Raw genomic sequence first — 24,165 nt, forward strand, 5'->3', positions numbered from 1 at the left:
CTGCCGGCCAGTCCAGTGGGAGTTCTGTTTGGCTGGAGCTCTTCAGCTGTTCCGCTGTTTAGTTGAGCAGTGCGTCAACGAAACTTTCCGCTTCGAAGGGTGCAAGGTCGTCCGGGCCTTCACCCAGGCCGATCAGCTTCACCGGAACGCCGAGGGACTTCTGGATGGCGACAACGATGCCGCCCTTGGCCGTGCCGTCGAGCTTGGTCAGCACGATGCCGGTGATGTTGACCACTTCAGCAAAAACCCGTGCCTGGTTGAGTCCGTTCTGGCCGGTGGTGGCGTCCAGTACCAGCAGGACCTCGTCCACCTCCGCCAGCTTCTCGATGACCCGCTTCACCTTGCCCAGCTCATCCATGAGGCCGGTCTTGTTTTGCAGGCGTCCTGCCGTGTCCACCATGACAACATCGACCTCCTGGTCGATGCCTGCCTTCACGGCCTCGTAGGCAACCGAGGCAGGGTCCGCGCCGTCGATGTCGGACTTGACCGTGGGCACACCCACGCGCTGTCCCCACGTGGCCAGCTGCTCAGCCGCGGCGGCACGGAAGGTGTCAGCAGCACCGAGCAGCACGTCCTTGTCTTCGGCCACCAGGACACGCGCCAGCTTGCCCACGGTGGTGGTCTTGCCGACGCCGTTCACACCGACAACAAGCACGACGGCGGGACGGTCGCCTTTGCGTTCGACGTTCAGTGAACGGTCCATCCCGGGATCAACCAGCTTGATGAGCTCTTCCCTGAGCATTGCCTTGACGTCTTCGGGGCTGCGGGTGCCCAGGACTTTGACACGCTCACGCAATGCATCAACCAACTGCATGGTGGGCTCGGTGCCGAGATCGGCCAGGAGAAGGGTTTCCTCCACCTCATCCCAGACGTTCTCGTCGATCTTGTCGCCGGACAGCAAGGCCAGCAGGCCCTTGCCGAGGATGTTGTTGGACTTGACCAGGCGGGCGCGCAGGCGGGTCAGGCGCCCTTCGACCGGCGCCGGGGTGTCGATGGCGATGGTTTCGAGCCCTGCGGCGTCGTCCGGAACATCCGTGCCTTCGACTGTTCCGTCAAAGGTCGGGGCCGGTGCCTTCGCCGCATCCGGGCGGTCCTCCACAAGGGTTCCGCCGCCTGCTGCCGACGACTGCAAAGGATCGTTCGCATCTCGCGTTCCGGGGTATTTTGCGCCCGATTTGCGGGCCTTCATCAATACCGGCACGAGTCCGCCGACCACTACGAGCGCAGCGAGAATGGACAGAATTATGGGTAGGAAATCGTTCACTCCCCTACCTTCTCATAAAGCTAAGCCCCGGCACCGAGCCTCTGGCTGATGACGGTTGACACGCCATCACCGCGCATCGTCACACCGTAGAGGGCATCGGCCACTTCCATGGTGCGCTTTTGGTGGGTGATCACGATGAGCTGGCTGGACTCCCGCAATTCTTCAAAGATGGTGATGAGCCGGCCCAGGTTGGTGTCATCCAGCGCCGCTTCGACTTCGTCCATGACATAGAACGGTGAAGGCCTCGCCTTGAAGATGGCAACCAGCAGTGCGACAGCAGTCAGGGAGCGCTCACCACCTGAAAGCAGTGAAAGCCTCTTGATCTTCTTCCCGGCGGGACGGGCCTCTACCTCGATGCCCGTGGTCAACATGTCATCCGGATCAGTAAGCACCAGCTTTCCCTCGCCACCGGGGAAGAGCCTGGCAAAGACGTGGTCGAACTGGGCTGAGGTGTCCGCGAAAGCTTCCGTGAAGACCTGCTGGACGCGTTTGTCCACCTCTTTGATGATGTCCAGCAGGTCTTTCCGGCTGGACTTGAGATCTTCCAACTGCGAGCTGAGGAACTGGTGCCGCTCTTCCAGGGCTGCAAACTCCTCGAGCGCCAGCGGGTTCACTTTGCCCAGGGCTGCCAGCTCGCGCTCGGCCTTCTTCAGCCGCTTCTCCTGCTCCGCCCGGACAAAGGGAACACCTTCCACCACAGGTTCGCCGTTTTCGTCGACGGGGGCCCGCAGTTCGGCCCATTTGTCCGTGGTGGATCCGGCGGGAAGCGGAACCGGCCGGTCCGGGCCGTAGTCGGCAATGAGCTGCTCAGCGGAAAGTCCCAGTTCCTCGATTGCCCGGCTTTCCAAGGCCTCGATCCGCAGCCGCTGTTGTGTCCGTGCCATCTCATCCCGATGCACCGAATCGGTCAGTTCGGCAAGCTCGCGTGCCAGGGCCTCGTTGCCCGAGCGGACGTCCGAAAGCTCTTTTTCAAGGAGTTCGCGTTTCTGCTCGGCCTGGTCCCGTTCATCGGCAGCCACCTCCACCGAGACGTCCACGTAGCGCAGAGTCTGTTCGACCGCCGAAACAACAGCGGCAGCACGCTGGGCCTGTGACCTGCGACGCTGGGCCCGTCGTGCAGCCTCCTCACGCGCACGGCGTTCGGTGGCTGCAGCCCGCTCCAGGGAGGCAGCCCGGTTGCTGACCGCGCCCAGTTGCTCTTCGGCAGTGCGAAGCGCCAGCCGGGCTTCCGTCTCCAGGGCGCGGGCCGTCCTCGCCTCAGCGGCAAGTTCATCCCGCTGGTCGGTGGAGGGTTCCTCGTCAGGGACTTCCTGGGCGGCAGCAAGGCGCTCGGCAGCAACTTCCAGATCCAGCTGCGCCTCCGCAATATTTGCTTCAGCCTTGGCCATGGAGGCCGCCAGACGATCGCTTTCGCCCACTGCGCTGCGCAGAACAGAATTCAGGTGGCCCAGGCGTTCGGCGACAGCAGCAAGCCGCGCGTCGGACTCATGCAGTCTTTCCAGTGCGGCATCGGCACGTTCCTGCGCTTCGGCGCGGCGGGCCTGGGCCCCGGCGAGGGCGAAACGGCCACGCTCCAGCCGGGCGGTGACCTCATGAAGGCGGGCATCGGCGTCGTCCACTGCGGCCTGGACTTCAAGAAGCGATGGTGCGGTGGCTGAGCCGCCAAGGACAGTCACGGCCGTAAAAACGTCACCGTCGATGGTGACTGCCTTCACTTCAGGGTGGTCCGCGACCAGCGCCGCCGCCGTGCGGAGGTCATCAACCACGACGGTATTGGCCAGGAGTCCGAGGGCACCGTGGCCCGCCGGGTCGGCTATTTTTACGACGTCGACAGCCCGGCGGCATCCCGCAGGCAGTTCGACGGCGGTCCGGGCGTCGTCTTCTTCGGCGAAACCGCCGGCCAAGAGCAACGCCGCACGACCGGCGTCGTCCTTCTTCAACAGACCCAAGGCCGCAACGGCGGCGTCGGCACCGGCAACCACCAGGGCATCCGAGGCGCTGCCCAGGGCCGCGGCAATGGCGGCCTCGCAGCCGGGCTCGATGCTGATCAAACCCGCCAGCGGACCGAGTACTCCTTCGGTCGTCAGCAGGTGCCCGGAGCCATCTTTGCGGTTGAGTCCGAGCTGAAGCGCATCCCGCCGGGCCGTCAGGGCGTCCCGCTCACGGACTGCCTCCCGCTCGGAAGCCTTGAGTTCCTCAATTTCAGCAAGTACTCCGTCCAGCGCCGCGCTTGCTTCCTCGTATTCGGCATCCAGGCTTTCCTCGCCGTCCTCGACGCCGGCTACTTGCGCTTCAAGGGCGGCGAACTCGCTTTGCGCCTTTCTACGCCGCTCATCTCCGGCCCCCAGCGACTCCCGCAACCTGCCGCGCTCGGCCTCGGCTGCCTCTGCCCGGGACCGTGCGGCAGCAAGCTGGCCGGCGAGACGGGCAAGCCCCTCGCGGCGGTCGGCTGCAGCTCGCAACATGACTGTGAGGCGCTTGTCTTCGGCGGCTGCGAGCGCTTCGGCTGCGTCCTTGGCGACAGTGGCTTCAAGCAGTGCGGCCTGTTTTGCCAGGATGTCGTGTTCCAGGGCTGCTTGTTCCTCGCGGACCCTGGCGGCCTGGCGCGCGAGGTGTTCCGGATCGCGCCCCGATTCGGGTGCGGTTTCGGAGGAGCCCAGCAGGCGCCGCCGTTCAGCGGCCAGCGAACCCAGCGAACGCAGACGCTCCCTGCCGGCGGAGAGCTGGTACCAGGTATCGCGGGCGGCATTGAGGCGGGGGGTTGCTTCTGCGGCGTGCTGTTCCAGCTCTGCTTGCCGTCGCCGTCCCACGCCCAGCCCGGCTTCGACTACCTGGCGGCGTTCCTTGAGCGCGGCTTCGTCGGCGACGTCCTGTTCCAGGGTTGTTGTCAGTTGTACGAGGTCGTCGGCAAGGAGACGGGCGCGGGCGTCGCGTACGTCGAACTGGACGGTTTGTGCGCGGCGGGCGATTTCGGCCTGTTTCCCCAAGGGGGTCAGTTGCCGACGGATTTCGGCGGTGAGGTCACTGAGCCGTGCCAGGTTGGCCTGCATGGCCTCCAGCTTGCGCGCTGTTTTTTCTTTGCGCCGCCGGTGCTTGAGGATGCCTGCGGCTTCTTCGATGAAGCCCCGGCGGTCTTCGGGCGTAGCGTGCAGGACGCGGTCCAGTTGGCCTTGGCCAACAATCACGTGCATTTCCCGGCCGAGACCGGAATCCGAGAGGAGTTCCTGGATGTCCAGCAGCCGGCACGGCGCACCGTTGATGGCGTATTCGGAACCACCGGTGCGAAAGAGGGTGCGGGAAATGGTTACTTCGCTGTACTCGATGGGAAGCGCGTTGTCCGCGTTGTCGATGGTCAACGACACATGTGCCCTGCCAAGTGGCGGGCGGCCCGAGGTTCCGGCGAAGATGACGTCTTCCATTTTTCCGCCGCGCAGTGTTTTTGCGCCCTGCTCGCCCATGACCCAGGCCAGCGCGTCCACCACGTTGGATTTGCCGGATCCATTGGGACCGACGACGGCAGTGACGCCGGGCTCGAAGTCGAACGTCGTGGCCGACGCAAACGACTTGAATCCGCGGACGGTCAAACTTTTCAAATGCAAGGCGCTTCGGTTCTCCTGGGTGGCCCGGGTGTTTGTGTCCCCCTAAATCTACTGCCGTTTACGTGAAATCCGCGGATCTGCAGCGGGAAAGCCTTGCGGCAGGGATGCCGCACCCCTACACTCCTGCCAAGGGTTACTTGGTGGATTCGTTCCGGTGATCCGGCCTCGGCTTGAACTTCTGTTCGGCTTTGGCTGGATCCGGTCCCGTAGTAGGAACGCCTATCCACAAGGCACCGTGGTTTCCATAACTGAAGATCTTGGTTTGACCCTGGCTGGGGAGCGGCAAGCAGGGGCTGTGTGAAGACGCAGACCCGTCGTAGCAATTGGCGTACCACTCCAGGAGTTCTCATGCCCGGTCCTTCAGCAACCCCACCTCAGCGGGCCCTCAAGGGGCTGCTCTTCACTTTGGTGCTGGCAATGGTGGCAGCGTTGCTGCCCCTGACCGCCCCCGCGGCTGTGGCGGCGGGCCCCTGCGACCCCATAGTGAACGCTGTGGCGTGTGAGAATTCCAAACCGGGCAGCCCGCCCTCGGAATGGGACATTGACGGGGCCGGGGATGACACAATCCAGGGTTTCTCCACCGAGATCAGCGTCAATGCCGGACAACCCATCCGCTTCAAGATCGACACGAAGGCCCCCAGCTACACCATCGCGATCTACCGCACGGGCTGGTATGGAGGCAACGGTGCGCGGAAGATTGCCGACGTCACTCCATCGGTCCTGCGCCAGACGCAGCCCGCATGCAGGAACGATCTGACAACCGAACTCTATGACTGCGGTACCTGGGCTGTTTCGGCCACCTGGCAGGTACCTGCGACCGCGGTCTCCGGGGTCTATATCGCCCTTCTCACTCGACCGGATACGGGCGGCCAGAGCCACATCACCTTCATCGTCAGGAACGACGGAAACCGTTCATCGATCGTTTTCCAAACAGCGGACCAGACCTGGCAGGCCTACAACACGTATGGCGGCGCCGACTTCTACCAGGGGGCCGTCAACGGGCGCGCCTACAAAGTGAGCTACAACCGCCCCGTGAACACCCGGGGCGGCATCGGAGGCCGGGACTTCTACTTCGCCAACGAATATCCGATGGTGCGGTTCCTGGAACAAAACGGCTATGACGTCAGCTACGTCAGCGGCCTTGACGTTGACCGCAATGGTGCGGAGCTGCTGAACCACAAGGTATTTCTTTCCGTCGGCCACGACGAATACTGGTCCGGCCCCCAAAGGGCCAACGTTACTGCGGCCCGCGACGCGGGCGTCAACCTCCAGTTCCTTTCGGGCAATGAAATGTACTGGCGTACGCGGTTCGAGCCCTCCTCCGTGGACGGCGCCGCGGGCCGCACCTTGACCTGCTACAAGGAGACGTGGAGCAACGGAAAGATCGACCCCACCAGCCAATGGACCGGAACATGGCGGGATCCGCGCTACGCATCCCAGGCCAATGGCGGTGGTCTGCCCGAAAACGGATTGACGGGCACGCTGTATATGTCCAACTACACCGACCTTCCAGTGACGGTGTCAGCCGCTGAAGGAAAGTCGCGGTTGTGGCGCAATACCTCACTGGCTTCCCTGCCCGCAGGTTCCACTGCTGCCTTGGCGCCGCACACAGTGGGCTATGAATCCGACGAGGACCTCGATAACGGTTTCCGGCCGTCAGGTCTGATCCAGCTGTCCACAACAGTCGGCAGCGTCAGCGAGTACCTCCAGGATTACGGAAATACGGTCAAGCCCGGCACAACCACGCATCACATCACCCTGTACCGGGCGGCCAGCGGGGCTCTTGTCTTCTCGGCCGGCAGCGTCCAGTGGACCTGGGGCCTGGATCAGGAGCACGACGGCGACGGCGCCGCTGCCGATATGCGCATGCGGCAGGCTCAAGTGAACCTGTTTGCGGACATGGGCGTTCAGCCGGCAACCCGCGCGGCCGGGCTTGTTGCTGCGAGCGCGAGCTCGGATCTGACCGGCCCCACGGCGACCATCACCGCTCCAGCCAACGGCGCAACCATCGCGCACGGAAGCAGCGTGACGGTCACCGGAACTGCCACGGACACCGGCGGTGTTGTGGCCGGCGTCGAGGTTTCCACCGACGGCGGTACTACCTGGCACCCGGCCCAGGGCAAGGCTTCCTGGACCTACACCTACATCCAGAAGGGCCTGGACACCGCCGCGATCCAGGTTCGGGCCGTGGATGACAGCGCCAACATCGGAGCCGTGGCTACGAGGAACCTTGGCCTCACCGGACCCTACAGCGTCTTTGGCCAAACTGTCCCTGCCATCACCGACTCCGGAGACGGCGGAGCCTACGAAATGGGCCTGCGGTTCACGCCCTCAGTGAATGGCTTCGTGACGGGGGTCCGGTTCTACAAGAGCTCGGCCAATACCGGAACCCACACGGGTTCGTTGTGGAGCTCCACCGGCACCCGCCTGGCTACCGCCACTTTTGCCAATGAAACCGCCTCGGGCTGGCAGAGCGTGCTGTTCAGCCAGCCGGTAGCAGTTTCCGCGGGCCAAAAGTACACGGTCTCGTACTGGGCACCCAGGGGGCACTATGCCACCAAGGACTACCAGTGGGCGAGCTTTGGATTCAATGATCCGCCGTTGAAGGTCACCGGTGGTTTCGGGGCGGAGCCTGCGGGCGTGTACAACACCTCGCAAGGCTTCCCGACCACCAGTTTCAACGGTGGCAACTACTTCGTTGATGCAGTTTTCAGCACCGTGGATACTTCGCCGCTGACGGTGTCCGGGCAGTCCCCCATTCCGTCATCGTCCAGCGTCCCCGTGACCACCAAGGTCAGCGCCTCCTTCTCCAAGCCAGTGACCCCAGCCAGCGTCCAGCTGGTCCTGAAGTCTTCTGCCGGAACGGTAACGGGCACTACGAGCTATGACGCGACCACGCGCAAGGCAACGTTCACTCCGGCATCCCAGCTGGCCTTCAGCACCGTGTACACGGCAACGTTGTCAGGCACTGACAGCACGGGAGGCCAGGTCACCTCGGGCGGCACGTGGACCTTCACCACCGCTGCCACGGCGTCCGTGCCGGGATCGTGCCCGTGCAGCCTCTATGACGACTCCGTCACTCCCGGCATCGCGGAAATCCAGGACGGAGTCCCGCTGACCTTGGGAGTACGGTTCACCAGTGTCTCCGCCGGTCAGGTGACCGGGGTCCGCTTCTACAAGTCAGCCGGCAACACCGGCACCCATACAGGCGCGCTCTACACAGCGGGCGGGCAGCAGCTGGCAACGGTCACCTTTGCCAATGAGAGCAGTTCCGGGTGGCAGACGGCCATGTTCAGCCAGCCGGTCCAAATGGCTGCCAATACCGAGTACATAGCTAGCTACAAGTCAACCACGGGCGCATATTCGGCAACCGCCAACGGCTTTGGGGCCGGACTGAGCGTTGGACCGTTGCGGACTGTGTCGGACGCGGGGGCCTACAGCTACAGCGGGGACTTCCCTGCTTCGAGGTCCTCCACCAGTTACCTGGTGGACGTAGTGGTGGTGGTCTCGGCGCCTCCGTTCACCGTTGGTGGCCACTCCCCCATTCCGAACGCCTCGAGCGTTCCGCTCAACACAACGGTCAGCGCGGTTCTTTCGGAAGCAGCCGTGTCCTCAAGCGTCGCTCTGTCACTCAAGACGGCCGCAGGTGCCGCCGTTGCCGGGACCACTGTCTATGACAGCAACACCCGCAAGGTGACCTTCACGCCCTCGGCACCTTTGGCGGCGGCTACTTCCTACACGGCCACGGTGACTGCTACGGCCGTTTCCGGACAACCAATGTCATCCGGTGGGACGTGGCAGTTCACCACAGTACAGGCCGCGGGCACACCCGGTTCGTGCCCGTGCACCCTGTACGAGGACACGGTGACGCCAACGACCCTCGAAGTAGATGATGGCGTGCCCTTGACCTTGGGTGTCCGCTTCACCAGCGACACTGCGGGCCAGGTGACCGGTGTGCGCTTCTACAAGTCGGCCGGCAACACCGGGACCCACACCGGATACCTCTACACGGTGGGCGGCCAGGTCCTGGCGACCGTGACGTTCACGAACGAATCCAGCACCGGCTGGCAGACTGCTACGTTCAGCCAGCCCGTGAACATCCAGGCGGACACCGAGTATGTAGCTGCCTACAAGACGCCCACAGGCAAGTACTCCTACACCTCCGGTGGCTTCGGTGAAGGCTTCACGAGGGGACCGCTGAAGACCCAGCCGGATTCGGGGGCGTACTCCTACACCAGTGACTTCCCGAGTACGGCGTCCACGGCCAGCTACCTGGTGGACTTGGTCTTCACCGTAGCCGCACCTCCCCTGTCCATCAGTGCCCAGGTGCCCGCTCCAGGAGCCGCCGCCATTCCCACGGACGTGAAACCATCCATCACGTTCTCCACCGCCATCAATCCGGGCGCCACGTTCACTTTGACCGCGAACGGATCCTCTGTCGCAGGAACGGCAGCACTGTCAGCTGACGCCCGCACCATCACGTTCACGCCGACGGCCGCCCTTCCCGCCAACACCCAGATATCCGCCAACGTCTCGGGCGTGGCCACCCCGCAGGGGCAATCCCTGCCCCCGACCACCTGGCAGTTCACCACGGCGGCGGCAGCGGTCCAGCAATCGACGATCTTCGGTTCGTTGCTTCCCCAGGTTGCCGCCAACTCCGACCCGCTTTCGGTGGAGCTCGGAACTGCCTTCACGGTGTCCCAGGCGGGGAACGTCACAGGGATCCGCTTCTACAAGGGAACCGGGAACACAGGCACCCATGTTGGTTCGCTGTGGAACGCCGCAGGCACCAGGCTGGCACAGGTGACCTTCACCAACGAAACGGCCACCGGCTGGCAAACCGCCACCTTGGCAACCCCGGTTGCCTTGTCTACCGGACAGACCTATGTGGTCTCCTACCGGGCGCCAAACGGCCGCTACTCCTCAACGCAGGGATTCTTTAACCAGACATGGACGAGCGGAGTGTTCACGGCCTCGGGCCCCAACAACGGACGCTACCGGTACGGCTCAGGCGGCGTGATGCCCACCAGTTCCTGGAACGCCACGAACTACTTCGTGGATGTGGTGTACTCCACCGCAGCTCCAGCCCAGCAGCAGGCGGCGCCGTCACCATCACCTACTGCCACGCCGACAGCAACCCCAACAGCAACAGCAACAGCGACAGCGACCCCGACCCCGTCACCGACAGCGACCCCGTCACCGAGTCCATCACCCAGCCCGACCCAGACTGGACTCGTCTGCGGCTTGCTCAGGATCTGCTGAAGCAACAACGTCAGCGAACGACGCTGGGCGACCAACCATGGGCAATGAACATGCTTGGTTGGGCGCCCGGTTCCGTTTCCAGCTTCCAGATGTTGCTGTCCCCGTCCGTTGTCTCGTCCGGCAAGCCGTAGAGAAGGCTCCGGTCATCGAGCCACTCGATCTGGTCATCCACGCTGCGCTTTTCGGCAAGGACGGTCTCGCGTCCGCTGGCGAGGTCAAGAACCGCGACGTTCCAGTGCGCTGCCAGCGCGCCGCCGTCGTTCTTCTTGTACGCGATCCGGGTCCCGTCCGGGGAAATCGAAGGACACTCCACGTTGTCATGGACAGCCGTCAAAGTCCTTGCTGACAGGCTCCCCCGCACCAGCCAGATGCGTCCGGAGGCGGCCGCAGTGGCATAGAAAACATCAGCCTGCTCCGGTGCGAAGGTCACCCCCCAGATGTTGCGGTCGGTAGCCTGCAACCGTTCGCCGTTGACCAGCAGGGCGAAGTCCTCGAGGTTGCCGGTGGAACCGCCTGGGAGGCTGATTTCGGTGGCGGTGGAAAATCCTGCTGTCGCATAGGAGTGGCCGGTGACGAACACCGTAGTGGCGATATTGGAGCCGTCGGGGCTGATCCGGGTCCGGCTGGGGATCCCGGGAAGCGGCCAGGCCCGTTGCTGCTCCCAGTTACGGTTGAACACCTCGGCTTCAAAAGAGGTCACCAGCCCTCGGTTGGTGCGCAAACACACCACCTGCTCCGGCGAGCCGTAGACCCGGTCGCATTCCTGGCCGCTCACGGCCCGGCTACCGCCGGGATCCGACAACGGAACAGTTGCGGCGTTCCCGTACCCCTGCCCTGACGCGGTGTTCCGGAACAGCACGAACGGAGCACCGGGGAGCTGTCCGCCGGCTGAGGTCCCCACGGACGAGGCCGCCGTCCGGCTTTCTTCAAAGCGTTGGTAGGCCCCCACCGCGTAGACGCCCGCTGCGACCAGGACCAGTACAGTGACCATCAGGAGGACACCCCACCGCACCTTCCCCGCGGCAGCTCCCCCGGAGGCGCGTTCCCTCATGCTCCGTCGCTCACGTCGGCCGGGACATCGCGCTTGGCACCTCGGAGGATGAAAACCACAGCCACAACGGCACAGGCCAAAAGCGCCCCTGCCAAGAGCATCGCGGTGGAAGCACCAACGGCGTACCACAACACACCGAATCCGGCCGAGGCCAGCATGCGGGTCAGAGCCACCACAGTCTGCGCGGAGGCGATTCCCGTGGCGAGCTTTCCCGACGGCGTCAGCTGGCTTGCCAGCGCGGCCAGGACCCCGTCAGTGCCTGCGTAAAAGGCACCCAGCAGGACCAAACAGCCCACCGTCGCCCACAGGCCGCCAAAAGGTGCCGCCGCCAGCAAATACGTGGCAAGCAGGGCAACATGCCCGGCGACGAACACCGGGATCTTCCCCACCCGGTCCGCCAGCCGTCCCAGCGGAATGGCCAAAGCAAGAAACACCACGTTGGTGCCCACAAAAAGCAGCGGGAACCATTGGACCGCGAACGAATCCCTGTCCTGCAGGACCAGGTAGATGAAACCGTCGCCAATCGTGATCAGGCCCAACATCCCCGCCGCGATCAGCAGCTTGCCCAAACCCGGTTCCCTCAAATGGCTCCAGGAAAATGCGAAAAGCCTGCGGTCCTTCCGTTCGCTGGCCCCTCTCAAGGCCTTGGCCTGGACATCGGGCACCACCAAGGCAAGAACGGCAACACCGATCACCGCGAAAGCCAGTGACACCACGAACACTGTGCTGAATCCGTTGGGAATCATCAACAGCACAAAGAAGGCGATCAACGGACCCGCTGCCGCGCCGATGTTGTCCAGCATCCGGTGCACGCCGAACGATCTCGCCAGATGCTGCGGCTGCGCCGAAACTGAAATCAGCGCATCACGCGGAGCCGTCCTGATGCCCTTGCCGATGCGGTCGGCTGTGACGATTGCCGCGATCGCCCAAAAACTCCCGGCGACAAGGAATCCGATCCTGGCAAGCATAGACAAGCCATAGCCCGCCACAGCTATCCGCTTAGGGTGGCCGGTGCGGTCGGCAGCCCAGCCGGCTGCGATCCTGACGATGGCACTGGCACCCTGGTTGATGCCGTCAATGACGCCGAAGGCGATGGTGGACAAACCCAGGAAACCTGTCACGTACAGGGGCAGGATGGCCGACACCGACTCCGAGGACACATCGGTGACCATACTGACAATGCCCAGCCACAGGATCACCGGGGACAAGCGGAACGGCACCTCGCTGGATAGTGCCGTCCCCATGCCCTGCGGTTTATCCCGCTTACCGCCGCTGCGGTCAGAAAGGGAAATATACATGGGTGCCCTAATCCGCCGCCGTGTGCAGGCTGCCCAGAAGCTGGAACCGCGAGCTGCCGGTCCCTGTGGTTGATACCGAAACAGTGACCGTATCCGTTCCCCGTACGAACCGGGCAGCCGAGGATCCTTCCGCTGCCGGAGCGTCTTCGGACCAGAATCCATGGGACACCAAAGAGTCCCGGAAGGAACCAAGCACCTCTGCACGGGGCTTGTCGATGATGCCGTCAGCTGCGACCTGGAGCGTGTTGCTCGAGGTCGACACGGAGGTTGAACCGATGGTCGAGCCCGCTGGCAAGGTGAGGATCCCTGCGGGCCAGCCGTCCACCATTTCACCGGCTGCGGTACCAGGCTCCGGCAAGGCTCCGGTGATCAGTGGAGCGGGAGCAGTTGGCGCGGGCAGCCCTGTCGGTGTTGCCGTCACAGGGGGAAGGACTTCCAGTGGCTGGCCGGCGGACGGTGACGAACCGCCGTCGTCACCGTTTTCAGTACCTCCGCTTGCTGAAGCATCCGACGGCGAACTACCGGAGCCGGTTACCTCGGCGCCTTGCGACGTGGTTCCCGCCGAAGCTGTTGACCCGGGGACAGTCGAGCCCGGGCTTGGCGACGACGAGGACGTCGTCTGCGCCGAAGGGGCCGGCTTCACCGCCAGTTGGTCAAAGAGTATTGCGACGGCGGCGATCAGCACGGCAAGGCATATGCCTGCGATGACCAGCCGCCGCGCCATCATGGCATGACCGGAAGAACAGCCCCGCCCGGCCGCGGATTTACGGCGTGGGACTCAGGGGCGGCGGGTAGAAGTGACGCCACCTGCGACGAGGTGGCGTTCGGCCGTGCGATGGCGATGTACCGCACCAAGCGTTTCATGGGGACAGTCTGCCATTCACGCCACGATTCCGGAACAGTTTTGGCGCTACCAGCGCCCATTCCGTGGGCGGGGCTGGCAAACCGGGCAGGTGTAGGAGGAACGGTTCATGAATTGTTCCCGTTTGATGACACTCTGAAGCCCCTTCCCGGCACAACGCAGGCAGTATTCACCGGCCCGCCCGTAGGCGTTGAGGGAGCGCGCGAAGTAGCCGGAATCGCCGTTGACGTTAACGTAGAGGGAGTCGAAGCTGGTCCCGCCGGCGGCCAAGGCGGCGTCCATGACATCCTTAACGGCCGAGATGAGCCGCTCGGCATCTGCCCGTCGCAAGGTATCGGTGGGCCGTGCGTAGTGGAGCTGCGCCTTCCACAGGGCCTCGTCGGCGTAGATGTTGCCGATACCGGAGATAACTCCCTGGTCCAGCAGGGCACGCTTCAGGCCCGTCTTCCGCTTCTTGACGTTCCGGTAGAACGCGTCGAATGAGAACCACGGATCCAACGGATCCCTTGCTATGTGCGAGGCTTCCTCGGCGATCTCCGGCAGCGGCGTCTCGCCCAGGCCACCGGGCCCGGAGTCCGGGGTGGGCACAAGGGAGGTCACGAAGAGTCCGCCGAAGATCCTCTGGTCCACAAACCTGAGTTGTTCCGGCATGCCCTCCACCGGGCTCAGCGAGATCCTGACCTTAAGGTGTTTTTCGTCCGGCACGTCCGGATCCTGCATGAGAAGTTGTCCGCTCATTCCCAGATGGGCCATAAGCGCGACCTTGGGCAGGGTCGCGACCTCGGGAAGGGTCCCGTCACCGGTGGCGGACACACCGTCCATGGAGAGAGGCATCCACAGGAACTTTCCCCGCCGCACGACGTCAAGCACCGTGGCGTGTTCCAGATTCCCCACGAAGTCTTCGGTCCCAAGGGCGTGGCGCCTGATCGAGCGTGGGTCCAGCACCTCGACGGCTGTGATGGTCCGGCCCCTGACCCATCGGGCAAGGCCACGGCGCACCACTTCTACTTCGGGAAGCTCAGGCATGGATCAAGCGGACGCCGGACCAGTCGGGGTCGTGTCCAGGGCAGTCAGGGCACGCCAGGCATCGGCGGCCGCTTCCTGCTCTGCTTCCTTCTTGGAGTGCCCGGAACCGCGTCCGTAGGGTGTTCCGCCAATGTTCAGTACGGCTTCGAAAGTTCGCGCGTGATCCGGCCCGGAGCCTTCCACCGCATAGTGGATGGCGCCCAATTGCCGGCTGGCGGTGAGCTCCTGGATGCTGGTCTTCCAGTCCGTGCCGGCGCCCAGGGCACCTGCGTCCTTCAGGAGGGGTCCCACGAGCCGCATGACCAGCTGGCGTGCGGTTTCGATGTCGTTTGACAGATAAGTGGCACCGATCAGCGCCTCCATGGTGTCAGCCAGGATGGAGGCTTTGTTCTTGCCGTCAGTAAGCTTTTCGCCTTGGCCGAGGTAGATGAACTCGCCGACGCCGATCTCACGGCCGATTCCGGCCAGGGCGCGCGTACTGACGACGGCGGAGCGGCGCTTGGCAAGCTCGCCTTCAGGCAGCGTGGGGTTCTCACGGTAAAGGGAATCGGTCACGGAGAAACCCAGGATGGAGTCGCCGAGGAACTCAAGGCGCTCGTTGGTGGGGATCCCGCCGTTCTCATACGCGTATGAGCGATGTGTGAGAGCAAGACGAAGCGTCTCGGTGTCAATGGAGACACCGAGACGCTTCAGAAGCTCTTCAGTTGAAGACATCCTTAGTCAGCCTCTACGGCAGATTAGGCGTCTGCGACCTTGCGGCCCTTGTATTCAAGGAACAGCGCGGTGCCGGCAGAGTCAGTAATGACCTTTGCCTGGTGCGGCAGGCTGTAGGTAACCTGACCGTTTTCGATGGTCTTGACCAAGTTGGGGGCAGTTGCCTTCCACTGGGCACGGCGGGCGCGTGTATTTGCGCGAGACATTTTCCGCTTGGGAACAGCCACGGCTATCTCATTTCTCTCTTAGACGAACACTTACTAATCGGTTTGCCGGTCAGTCTTAGCCAGATCAGCTAGGGCAGCCCAGCGAGGGTCAATGACCTCGTGGTGGTGCCCCGGCTCGTCTTCCAGGCGCGCTCCACATTCGGAGCACAGACCCTGGCAGTCTTCCCGGCACACCGGCTGGAACGGCAGCATAGTGACAACTGCGTCCCGCAACACCGGCTCAAGATCGATCAGATCGTACTCGACTCGACGTTGCTCTTCATCGTCTTCTTCGGCCGAAAGCTCAGCACCTTCGTAGAAGAAAAGTTCTTGCACATTGACCTCAAGGTCATACGCAAGGGGATCCAGGCATCGCCCACACTCGCCGGTTACTTCGACGATCGCGGATCCGGATACCAGAATTCCTTCGTGTACGGCCTCAAGACGAAGATCCAGCTCGATATCCGAGCCTTCCTTTACGCCAATGAGCGCCACACCAAGGTCACTTGGCGCAGGTACATGCTCGTTGAGTGTCCGCATGGTCCCTGGACTGCGTCCAAGGTCCTTGACTACCAGCGCCAAGGGCGAACTTGCATCTCGCTTAATGAGAACTCCTGTAGAACATATGACCGACGTACCATCTTAGCCTGATCACGCTTGAGGACTCAAACCGGCACCGGGCGCGCACAGAAGCACGCTGGTTTAAGCTTGGGGAACTCTGCGTGAGGGCGCAGGTACCCGACAAGCCTACCCCTTGCGGGGCGCTTCAGTGGGCGGCTCGCCTGCAAGGAGCCGCTTCAACACAGATTTGGGGACGTAATCAGAGATGTCCCCGCCCAGGACATTGACTTCCTTGATCAGGGTGGAGGACAGGTGGACGTAGTGCGCTTCGGCGGGCAGGAAGACGGTTTCGACGCCGGTCAACTGGCGGTTCATCGTGGCCATCGGCAACTCGTAGTCGAAGTCCGAGGACGAGCGCAGGCCTTTGACGATCGCCGAAACGCCCCTGTGGCGGCAATACTCGGCCAGCAGGCCTTCACCCATGGGCTCCACGATGATTCCGCGCAGGGAAGCCAACGTTTCGCGTGCCATCTCCATCCGGTCTTCGAGGCTGAACCGGTATTTTTTGGCGTAATTGGTGGACACGGCAACGATGACTTCATCGAACAGGCCGGCGGCCCGGGCAATGACTTCGAGATGTCCATTGTGGATGGGGTCAAAGGATCCAGGGCATACCGCGCGTCTCATGAGACGAACCTACCCCATGGCTTCGCCGGGATACCATGGCTGCCATGGCATCAGCAGGCAGCAGCGCTCCCCTTATTGGAACTTCAGCCGACGCTCCGGCACCTTGGAAACGGGCCGCTATGGGAGCCAACCTGCTCTCACCTGCCGGGGACCTGGGAGTCACCATCTTCGAAGAAATGACCACACTGGCTGTGTCCACCGGAGCCATCAACCTCGGTCAGGGCTTTCCCGATGAGGACGGCCCCGTAGAGATCAAGGACGCAGCGCAGGCGGCCATTGCGGCAGGAGCGAACCAGTATGCGCCAGGCAAGGGGGTTGCCGCATTGCGGGAAGCCGTGTCGACCCACCAGCAACGGTTTTACGGCCTGGACCCGGATCCCGACAATGAAGTCCTTGTCACTACGGGAGCAACCGAGGCCATCGCAGCGGCGCTGCTCGCCTTCGTCCAACCCGGCGACGAGGTCCTGACCTTCGAGCCTTTCTACGACTCGTACGGTGCCATCATCGGGATGTCCGGCGCCAAGCATGTCACCGCTCCCCTGCTGGCCCCTGATTTCCTGCCGGACCTCGAAACGTTGGAAGAAGCCTTCAGCAGCAGCACCAAAATTGTCCTACTGAACAACCCGCACAACCCCACGGGTGCCGTATTTCCGCAGAGCGTCCTCGCCAGGATCGTGGAATTGGCCGTCAAATACGATGCCATCATCCTCAGCGACGAAGTGTATGAGCATCTCACCTTCGGAGTGCCGCACATCCCGGTGACCACCTTGCCCGGCGCCGCCGAACGAACCATCACCATCTCCTCCGCCGGCAAGACGTTCTCCTTAACCGGATGGAAAATCGGCTGGCTCACCGGACCGGCACACCTGGTGGCAGCTGTACGCACCGTGAAGCAATTCCTGACCTACAGCTCCGGCACGCCCTTCCAGGGCGCCATCGCGGTCGGACTGGGCCTTCCCGACGCGTTTTACCAGGGCATTGCCGATACCCTCCGGCAAAAGCGCGACATCCTCGCCGAAGGCCTCCGCGCCGCGGGCTTCGGCGTTTTCAACCCCAGCGGCACGTATTTCATCAACGTCGATACCGCGCCGCTGGGCATCAGGGATTCCGTTGATCTCGCCAGGCACCTGCCCGGACTCGTCGGAGTGGCTGCCATCCCTGTTCCGGTCTTCTGTCATCCGGAAGGCGCCGAACGCACCCGCAGCCTGCTGCGTTTTGCCTTCTGCAAGAAGATCGACGTCCTGGAAGAAGCTGCCGGGCGCCTGGCTACGCTCAAGGAACGCCTGTGAATTCCCTGGATTCCGGCCATGCCGCCCGCTTCCTCCGCACCAGCGGCCAGCACGCCACGATCGATACAGACCCCCTCGTGGAGGGCAGCTTCATCCTGAGCATCGGCGGAGCCGAACAGTCACACGTGAACCTGGCGGCGCCCGGTGAGATCTTCTATGAATACCTCCGCAGGATCGGGCACGTGGTGGACCTGGCCGCAGAACCTGGCCGCCCCATCCGGGCCCTTCATCTGGGCGCCGGAGCACTTACACTGGCCCGCTACATCCAGGCCACCCGACCGGGCTCCGAACAGTACGCCGTTGAACTGGAACGTGAACTCCTGGACTTTGTCCTCCAGAAACTGCCGATGCCCGACGGTACAAGGCTGACCTCCCATATCGGCGACGCGCGCGACGCATTGGCGCAGCTTCCCGCCGAGGCAGGGTTCGACGTCGTCATCCTTGACATCTTTTCCGGGCCCGAGGCCCCTTCCCATATCGCCTGCCGGGAGTTCTATGAAGAGGCAGCAGCCCGGCTGGCTCCCGATGGCGTCCTCATCGTCAATGTGGGCGACGAGCCGGCGCTCACGCTTGTCCGCAGCCAGGTCTCAGCGCTGCGCGAGGCCATGCCGGATGTTGCTGCGTTCGCGGAGGCCGGCATGTTTGAAGGCCGCTATCCGGGCAACATAATTTTGGTCGGCACACGTACGCCATGGCCCGCGGAATGGACAGCTGAACTATTGGCCCGCGGCCCCCACCCGGCTGCCGTCCTGACGGGCGTGGACCTGGACCGGATCACCGGCTAAACGGAACCAGTGCTCACGCCGGTTCAGCGAACCACAGCTTGGTCTCCCCGTACTTTTTGTCGGCGAAACACTCCAAGGCATCCGGCCACGACGGTTCGGGGCTGCGGGAACTGCGCTCCACCACCACAACGGCGGCATCGTCCAGGTGCAGTGCCAGCTTTTCGAGCACCGCAGCCAGCGCCGGTTCGTCCAGGGGGTAGGGCGGGTCAAGGAAGACCAGGTCCCACACCGAAGCATCGCCTGCACGCTCCAGGAACGATTCCACCTTGGAACGGTGGACGGAAACCTTCTTGGACCCCAGGGTCTGGTTGACCAGGTCCGCGTTCCGTTGGCAGACGTCGCTTGCCTTGGCATCGAACTCCACCAGGTCCACGCTGCGCGCGCCCCGGCTGGCGCTCTCGACACCCAGCGAACCCGAGCCCGCGTAGAGATCCAGGACCCGCGCGCCGTCGATCACCGCCAACGATTCCAGACGCGAAAACAGGGCCTCCTTGACGCGGTCCGTCGTGGGTCTGGTGGCATTGCCGGGGACGCTTGCCAGAGGGTTTCCGCCGGCAACTCCGGCGATGATGCGGCTCACAGGCATACTCCTTGCGGGCCTTTGCCGGGGCTTCTAACCGCGTTCAAGGAACGCCTCCTTCTCAGGGTTCAGGTACTGATCTATCGCGGCGGCAAGCGCGGGCTGGTCCGCCAACGCGGGATCGTCCGCCACCAGGGACTGGGCGTCGGCCCTTGCACGGGCAATGATGTCCTCGTGCTCAAGGACCCGGAGCAGCTTCAAAGTGGAGCGTCCGCCGGACTGTGAAGCCCCCAGGATGTCACCTTCACGGCGCAGCTTGAGGTCCTCCTGCGACAATTCAAAACCGTCGGTAGTGGACGCAACCGCCTCCAGGCGGCGCCGGCTCGGATGCCCGGGCTCCAGGGTGGTCACCAGCAGGCACGTGCCCGGAAGCCCGCCGCGCCCCACACGTCCCCGCAATTGGTGGAGCTGGGAAATGCCGAAACGGTCAGCATCAAGGATCACCATCAACGTGGCATTGTGGACATCCACGCCCACTTCGATGACAGTGGTGGAAACCAGGACCTTGGTCTCATTGGACGCAAATGAGGCCATGGTTTCAGACTTCATTTGCGGGTCCTGCCTTCCGTGCAGGGGTGCCACTGGAACACCAGCCAGGGACGGCTCCTGCAGGAGGCCCTCGACGACGGCAGTCACCGACGCGAGCTCCCTCGCCCCGCCCTCGTCCTGGAGTTCCGCTTCGCTCGGTTCCGATTCGCCGGGACTGAAGTCGCCGTCGTCGTCCGATCCGATCTTGGGGCACACCACATAGACCTGGTGTCCCGCGTCGACTTCCTCGCGCGACCGCTTCCAGATGCGGTCAGCCCAACCCGGGTTTTCCGAGAGCCCCACCACATGCGTGGAGATAGGGGCTCGTCCGGCGGGAAGCTCGTCGAGGATGGAGGTCTCAAGGTCACCGAACACAGTCATGGCGACGGTACGCGGAATGGGAGTTGCCGTCATCACCAGCAAGTGGGGAGGACGTTGTGCTTTTGCCCGGAGGGCATCGCGCTGCTCCACCCCGAAGCGGTGCTGCTCATCGACCACAATCAGGCCGAGATCCTGGAAACTCGTCTTGTCACTCAGCAGGGCATGCGTGCCGATGACGATCCCGGCATTTCCGGACGCCGCATCAAGCATTGCCTGCTTTCGTGCCGCGGTGGGCATGGAACCGGTCAGCAAGGTTACCTGGACGGCTTGCTGCCCGGAGTCTCCGCCGAGCATGCCTGCCCCGCCAAAAATATGGTCGCGGGCAAGTGGGCCCAGGGTCCGGCGGATTGAATCGAAATGCTGGGCGGCAAGGACCTCGGTGGGTGCGAGGAGCGCGGCCTGGCCTCCGGCATCCACGACTTGGAGCATGGCGCGCAGGGCAACGATTGTTTTGCCGGAACCCACTTCGCCTTGCAGGAGCCGGTTCATGGGCGTATCCCGGCCCAGCTCCTCGGCCAGGGTCTTTCCGACGGCGGACTGGCCGGCGGTCAGCGTGAACGGAAGGTTCCGGTCGAAGGTGCTGAGGAGGCCCCCGGGCAGCGGTCGCCTGGCTGTGGCTTCCTCGGCCGCAAGCTGGGCGCGCCTCCTCGCCAAGGCAGTCTGCAGGACCAAAGCTTCCTGGTATCGGAATCGTTCCTGCGCCCGTTGCCAGTCCTTGGGGGTCTCCGGCGAGTGGATCAGCCGATACGCCTCAGCGACGCTCAGCAAACCGTCCCTCCCGGCAAGATGCGCCGGGATCGGGTCCTCCAGCCCGTCAAGGTCCATGGTCTGCAGGAGCGCAGTGATCACTTTGTGAATGGACCAACTGGTCAGTTTGGCTGTCGCCGGGTACACCGGAATAGGCATGGCGGCCAGCTTCGCAGGGTCCACGGAGCCTTCGGCTTCAGGGTCCTCATCGAGCAACAGGAAGTCGGGGTTGGTCAGGCCAAGAGCCCCACCGTAGCGTGTCACCTTCCCCGAAAACATGGCCCGGCGACCGGCCAGCAGCTCCGCCTTGGCGCGGAACCCGTTGAAGAAACTCACCTTCAGGGTCCCCGCGACACCGCTTCCGCCGGCCTCATCGGTGACGACGACATCTGTGATGGAACCACGGCGGGCGCGCATCTGGCGGGTGCTGTTGGACAGGACGCGGGCGATGAGCGTGACTTCCTCGTCCAACGGCAGGTTGCTGATGGGCGTCAGCTCTCCGCGGCTCAGGTAACGCCGCGGGAAGTAGTTCAGCAGGGCGCCGGTTGATTTGAGGCCCAGGTGTTTATCGATAACTGCCGCGGACCGCTTACCGATCCTGCGTTCGAGGGGCAGTTCCAGTTCAGTAATCATGCCGTGGCTGGTCTGAATCATGCCGGGGCAGGGCAAGCTGGCTGACGGCGATATCGCTCGGTTCCCCGAGCGAACGGATCAGTTCCACGGCCGGAGCGGGATCCGGAACGTGGACGTGGACACGCCAACGGTAACTGGCCTCCATCGGCGATTCCTCGTCATCGTCGTCGTCGTTCCGGGCACCCCCGACCTGGCTCATGATGACGGAGTCGCCTATCTCATCCAGCCTTTGCCGCAGGATGGCAGCGTTGAGCGGGGAAAGGCTGATGGTGCACATGACCTCCACGCCGTCATCTGCCGGCATGTGCTCATGGATGTGTGGATCCTGCAGCTTGTAGCCGTGCAGGTTGTCCAGCATTTCGTCCTGCAGTTCCTCGCCGAGCACTGCGGAACGAAGACAGTCCAATACCAGGAGCATGCCCACGCCGCCGGCGTCGACCACGTGCGCTTCCTGCAACTGGGCGAGCTCATCCTCGGTGCGAAGAACGGCTTGGTAGGCAGCTTCCACCACGGCATCGAGCGACAACCCCAGCGCATGGTTGCTGTCGTCGCCGTCCTGCTCTGCGTCGACCCGCTGTGCGGCATGGGCGGCGGCTTCCAGGACTGAAAGCATGGTTCCGGCCACGGGCTCGCTGAGCGCGGACCAGGCACGTATCTGGGCCCTGTTCAGTGCGGTAGCCAGGAGCGGGGCACTAAGGCGTGTTTTGCCTGCCAAAGGTTCAGCGGCCGCGCACAGGAAGACCGCGAACAACGTTCCCGAATTCCCCCGCGCTTGCTCCATGGCTGCCTGGCCGGCCTTTGACAGAACCGCGCCAACATCGTGGCCTGATTCTGACGCCGCAACGGTGGGTCCATCCAACGCAGAAACGGCAGCACGGACCGTGAGATACAGGTTTGTGCCCGTGTCGCCGTCGGCGACGGGAAAGATGTTGATCGCATTAAGGCGGTCGCTGTGGTTTCCGAGGACCACCTCCGCCTTGCCGAGCCAACGTTTCATGGCGTGCGCATTCGCGGCGATCTTAGTCTGCAAAGTGATCCCATCCAACGGTGTCAGCAGCATGCCCGGCAATCCGGACGCCGCTGCCTGGCGGCTCGACAACGGCTTGAACTGAGCCTATCGCAGTGAAGCCCTGCGGCAGCTGAATACCGGCTGGGAACGTGGCCAGCAAGCCATGGTCTTCTCCCCCGCCAAGGACCCATGCCATGGCGTCGGCACCCAGCAAGGCAGCTGCCGGTTCCAGCACGGCGGCATACTTTTTCAACGCGATGGGATCGAAGTCCAGCACGGCACCACTGGCGGTGGCCAGCCGGGCGCCGTCGCGCAACAGACCGTCGGAGATGTCCAGCATTGCAGTGGCGCCGGCCCTCGCAGCAAGCGGTCCTGCTGCCAGCGGCGGCAGAGGCCTGCACTGGTTCCCCACGAAGCCCCTCAGCTCCTCGTCAAGCTTCTCAAGCGGGACATCGCTTTCAAGCAACGCCCAGCCTGCGGCTGCCCGGCCGAGCGTGCCGGCAACCGCCGCCACATCCCCTGGCCGGGCGCCGGAGCGCAGCACCGGCGCCATTCCGGCAAGAGTTCCGACGACGGCGACCGTCACGGCGAGTTCCCGGCCCCGGCCGAGGTCCCCTCCGGCAACAGAGCAGTCCGGTGCCCCCAGCTCGACGATGGCTGCAGTGAGGCCGTCCGCAAAAGCCTCCACCCAATCGACGGGAGTGGACGGCGGCATGGTCAGGCTCACCACCAGCGAGGTGGCAGTGCCTCCCATGGCATTGATGTCACTGAGGTTCTGCGCCGCGGCCTTCCAGCCGACGTCGTATCCGCTTGTCCTGTAGCCGTTGTTCCACTGCAGCCTGAAGTCCTGGTCCTGCGTTTGGGTATCTATGGAAATCAGGGTGCGGCCGTCCGGGGCCGCTACGAGGGCTGCATCATCACCGGGTCCCAGCAGGACGCCGGGGCTGCTATTCAGCCGGGGAAAGATCCGGGCGAGGAGCTCGGACTCCGAAAGGTCTTGGACGGTCACTTGTTCTGCGGGCACGGTTCTACGCTATCGCGATCCACCGACACAATAATGACGGGCTGCCCCTGCGGCGGCTTCGCGGGAATGTGACCCGCGCTACCCACGTCGGGCAGGCAGTCCATGCGGGATAGGCTGGAAGGATGCATCGAAAGACCCTCCACAGGACTGCCATGGCCATTTCCCTGGCCTCTGCATCCGTGCTCGCTTTGTCGGCCTGTTCACCTGCCGTTGACGTCACTGCTGCCGCGGACGCCGCCAACCCTGCCTGCGCCCCCATGATGGTGGCCCTGCCCGACAAGATCGGCGATGCCGCCCTCCGCAAGACCAACAGCCAGGCGACGGCAGCATGGGGCGATCCGTCCCAGATCATCCTGCGCTGTGGTGTGAATGTCCCCGGACCCACGACGGACCGCTGTGTCAGCGTCAATAACATCGATTGGGTCATTAAGGAAGGCGACCCCGTGTACACGCTGACCACGTTCGGCCGCGAGCCCGCCACGGAAATCCTGGTCGACCCGGTCAAACTGGAGGCTGCCAACATCAGCTCCGCAACTGTCCTGACCGAGCTCGCCGCCGCCGTCGGAAAAATCAAGGCCAGCGGCAAGTGCGTAGGCCAGGAAGACCTGCAGAACCTGCCGACAGGCAAATAGCCGATGCTTGGGCGCCGCCTGCCGAGG

The 24,165-nt window shown here is 63.7% G+C and carries 19 protein-coding genes; 4 read left to right on the forward strand and 15 right to left on the reverse strand.

Annotated features, from left to right (window positions below):
* Positions 1-58 precede the first annotated feature (58 nt).
* Positions 59-1,264 (reverse strand): signal recognition particle-docking protein FtsY, encoded by a 1,206-nt coding sequence (gene ftsY / locus HMI60_RS04730; protein ID WP_018776218.1) that lies wholly within the window; start codon positions 1,262-1,264, stop codon positions 59-61.
* 20 nt (positions 1,265-1,284) lie between these two features.
* Positions 1,285-4,863, reverse strand: a complete 3,579-nt coding sequence (smc, locus tag HMI60_RS04735) for a chromosome segregation protein SMC (RefSeq protein ID WP_193590649.1) — start codon at positions 4,861-4,863, stop codon at positions 1,285-1,287.
* Positions 4,864-5,211: 348 nt separating this feature from the next.
* Between smc and HMI60_RS04740 the strand changes: the two genes are divergently transcribed.
* Entirely contained in the window at positions 5,212-10,125 is a 4,914-nt protein-coding gene (locus HMI60_RS04740; protein ID WP_193590650.1) for a DUF4082 domain-containing protein, read from the forward strand.
* 10 nt (positions 10,126-10,135) lie between these two features.
* On the opposite strand, the gene HMI60_RS04745 is transcribed toward HMI60_RS04740, so the two are convergent.
* The 9 genes from HMI60_RS04745 to coaD form a co-directional block, all read right to left on the reverse strand.
* The gene (locus tag HMI60_RS04745) at positions 10,136-11,176 is read right to left on the reverse strand and encodes a PD40 domain-containing protein (protein WP_193590651.1); all 1,041 of its coding nucleotides are present in this window, start codon (positions 11,174-11,176) and stop codon (positions 10,136-10,138) included.
* Positions 11,173-12,420: an MFS transporter gene (locus HMI60_RS04750; protein ID WP_227453652.1), complete on the reverse strand. Its 1,248-nt coding sequence runs from the start codon at positions 12,418-12,420 to the stop codon at positions 11,173-11,175. The genes HMI60_RS04745 and HMI60_RS04750 overlap by 4 nt, the downstream gene beginning before the upstream one ends.
* Positions 12,421-12,481: 61 nt before the next feature.
* Positions 12,482-13,201: a hypothetical protein gene (locus tag HMI60_RS04755; protein WP_193590652.1), complete on the reverse strand. Its 720-nt coding sequence runs from the start codon at positions 13,199-13,201 to the stop codon at positions 12,482-12,484.
* Positions 13,198-13,338: a hypothetical protein gene (locus HMI60_RS04760; RefSeq protein ID WP_155845886.1), complete on the reverse strand. Its 141-nt coding sequence runs from the start codon at positions 13,336-13,338 to the stop codon at positions 13,198-13,200. Before HMI60_RS04760 ends, HMI60_RS04755 begins: the two co-directional genes overlap by 4 nt.
* A gap of 46 nt (positions 13,339-13,384) precedes the next feature.
* Positions 13,385-14,362 (reverse strand): bifunctional DNA-formamidopyrimidine glycosylase/DNA-(apurinic or apyrimidinic site) lyase, encoded by a 978-nt coding sequence (mutM, locus tag HMI60_RS04765; protein ID WP_018776225.1) that lies wholly within the window; start codon positions 14,360-14,362, stop codon positions 13,385-13,387.
* A 3-nt stretch (positions 14,363-14,365) separates the two neighbouring features.
* A complete protein-coding gene (gene rnc, locus HMI60_RS04770; protein WP_018776226.1) occupies positions 14,366-15,076 on the reverse strand; it encodes a ribonuclease III in 711 nt (236 codons plus the stop codon).
* 23 nt (positions 15,077-15,099) lie between these two features.
* Positions 15,100-15,303, reverse strand: coding sequence for a 50S ribosomal protein L32 (gene rpmF, locus HMI60_RS04775; protein WP_193590653.1), 204 nt, complete (start codon positions 15,301-15,303; stop codon positions 15,100-15,102).
* A gap of 33 nt (positions 15,304-15,336) precedes the next feature.
* On the reverse strand, positions 15,337-15,864 hold the full coding sequence (locus HMI60_RS04780; RefSeq protein ID WP_079582429.1) for a DUF177 domain-containing protein: 528 nt from the start codon (positions 15,862-15,864) through the stop codon (positions 15,337-15,339).
* 165 nt (positions 15,865-16,029) lie between these two features.
* Entirely contained in the window at positions 16,030-16,530 is a 501-nt protein-coding gene (gene coaD / locus HMI60_RS04785; RefSeq protein ID WP_018776228.1) for a pantetheine-phosphate adenylyltransferase, read from the reverse strand.
* A gap of 35 nt (positions 16,531-16,565) precedes the next feature.
* Between coaD and HMI60_RS04790 the strand changes: the two genes are divergently transcribed.
* The gene (locus HMI60_RS04790) at positions 16,566-17,819 is read left to right on the forward strand and encodes an aminotransferase class I/II-fold pyridoxal phosphate-dependent enzyme (RefSeq protein ID WP_193590654.1); all 1,254 of its coding nucleotides are present in this window, start codon (positions 16,566-16,568) and stop codon (positions 17,817-17,819) included.
* Complete coding sequence (locus tag HMI60_RS04795) at positions 17,816-18,604, forward strand: spermidine synthase (RefSeq protein ID WP_193590655.1); 789 nt, start codon at positions 17,816-17,818, stop codon at positions 18,602-18,604. Before HMI60_RS04790 ends, HMI60_RS04795 begins: the two co-directional genes overlap by 4 nt.
* 13 nt (positions 18,605-18,617) lie before the next feature.
* On the opposite strand, the gene rsmD is transcribed toward HMI60_RS04795, so the two are convergent.
* From rsmD to thiL, 4 genes are read right to left on the reverse strand one after another with little or no spacing between them, the layout of a single operon-like run.
* Entirely contained in the window at positions 18,618-19,184 is a 567-nt protein-coding gene (gene rsmD, locus HMI60_RS04800; RefSeq protein WP_193590656.1) for a 16S rRNA (guanine(966)-N(2))-methyltransferase RsmD, read from the reverse strand.
* Between the two features lie 33 nt (positions 19,185-19,217).
* Positions 19,218-21,473: an ATP-dependent DNA helicase RecG gene (locus HMI60_RS04805; protein WP_193591125.1), complete on the reverse strand. Its 2,256-nt coding sequence runs from the start codon at positions 21,471-21,473 to the stop codon at positions 19,218-19,220.
* A complete protein-coding gene (locus HMI60_RS04810) occupies positions 21,463-22,470 on the reverse strand; it encodes a DAK2 domain-containing protein (RefSeq protein ID WP_193590657.1) in 1,008 nt (335 codons plus the stop codon). The genes HMI60_RS04805 and HMI60_RS04810 overlap by 11 nt, the downstream gene beginning before the upstream one ends.
* 22 nt (positions 22,471-22,492) lie before the next feature.
* On the reverse strand, positions 22,493-23,506 hold the full coding sequence (thiL, locus tag HMI60_RS04815; RefSeq protein WP_020608502.1) for a thiamine-phosphate kinase: 1,014 nt from the start codon (positions 23,504-23,506) through the stop codon (positions 22,493-22,495).
* Between the two features lie 122 nt (positions 23,507-23,628).
* Between thiL and HMI60_RS04820 the strand changes: the two genes are divergently transcribed.
* Positions 23,629-24,138: a DUF3515 family protein gene (locus HMI60_RS04820; RefSeq protein ID WP_026266905.1), complete on the forward strand. Its 510-nt coding sequence runs from the start codon at positions 23,629-23,631 to the stop codon at positions 24,136-24,138.
* The last annotated feature ends 27 nt before the right edge of the window (positions 24,139-24,165 follow it).

Origin of the sequence: Paenarthrobacter sp. YJN-D (assembly GCF_015040335.1) — a bacterium.
Classification (GTDB): Bacteria; Actinomycetota; Actinomycetes; order Actinomycetales; family Micrococcaceae; genus Arthrobacter; species Arthrobacter nicotinovorans.

Excerpts from the sequence above, each read along its gene's own strand:
- HMI60_RS04740 (WP_193590650.1), top strand. The coding sequence starts at position 5,212 with ATGCCCGGTCCTTCAGCAACCCCACCTCAGCGGGCCCTCAAGGGGCTG.
- HMI60_RS04745 (WP_193590651.1), bottom strand. The coding sequence starts at position 11,176 with ATGAGGGAACGCGCCTCCGGGGGAGCTGCCGCGGGGAAGGTGCGGTGG.
- HMI60_RS04750 (WP_227453652.1), bottom strand. The coding sequence starts at position 12,420 with ATGGGGACGGCACTATCCAGCGAGGTGCCGTTCCGCTTGTCCCCGGTG.
- HMI60_RS04755 (WP_193590652.1), bottom strand. The coding sequence starts at position 13,201 with ATGATGGCGCGGCGGCTGGTCATCGCAGGCATATGCCTTGCCGTGCTG.
- HMI60_RS04760 (WP_155845886.1), bottom strand. The coding sequence starts at position 13,338 with ATGAAACGCTTGGTGCGGTACATCGCCATCGCACGGCCGAACGCCACC.
- mutM (WP_018776225.1), bottom strand. The coding sequence starts at position 14,362 with ATGCCTGAGCTTCCCGAAGTAGAAGTGGTGCGCCGTGGCCTTGCCCGA.
- rnc (WP_018776226.1), bottom strand. The coding sequence starts at position 15,076 with ATGTCTTCAACTGAAGAGCTTCTGAAGCGTCTCGGTGTCTCCATTGAC.
- coaD (WP_018776228.1), bottom strand. The coding sequence starts at position 16,530 with ATGAGACGCGCGGTATGCCCTGGATCCTTTGACCCCATCCACAATGGA.
- HMI60_RS04790 (WP_193590654.1), top strand. The coding sequence starts at position 16,566 with ATGGCTGCCATGGCATCAGCAGGCAGCAGCGCTCCCCTTATTGGAACT.
- HMI60_RS04805 (WP_193591125.1), bottom strand. The coding sequence starts at position 21,473 with ATGATTACTGAACTGGAACTGCCCCTCGAACGCAGGATCGGTAAGCGG.
- HMI60_RS04810 (WP_193590657.1), bottom strand. The coding sequence starts at position 22,470 with ATGAAACGTTGGCTCGGCAAGGCGGAGGTGGTCCTCGGAAACCACAGC.
- HMI60_RS04820 (WP_026266905.1), top strand. The coding sequence starts at position 23,629 with ATGCATCGAAAGACCCTCCACAGGACTGCCATGGCCATTTCCCTGGCC.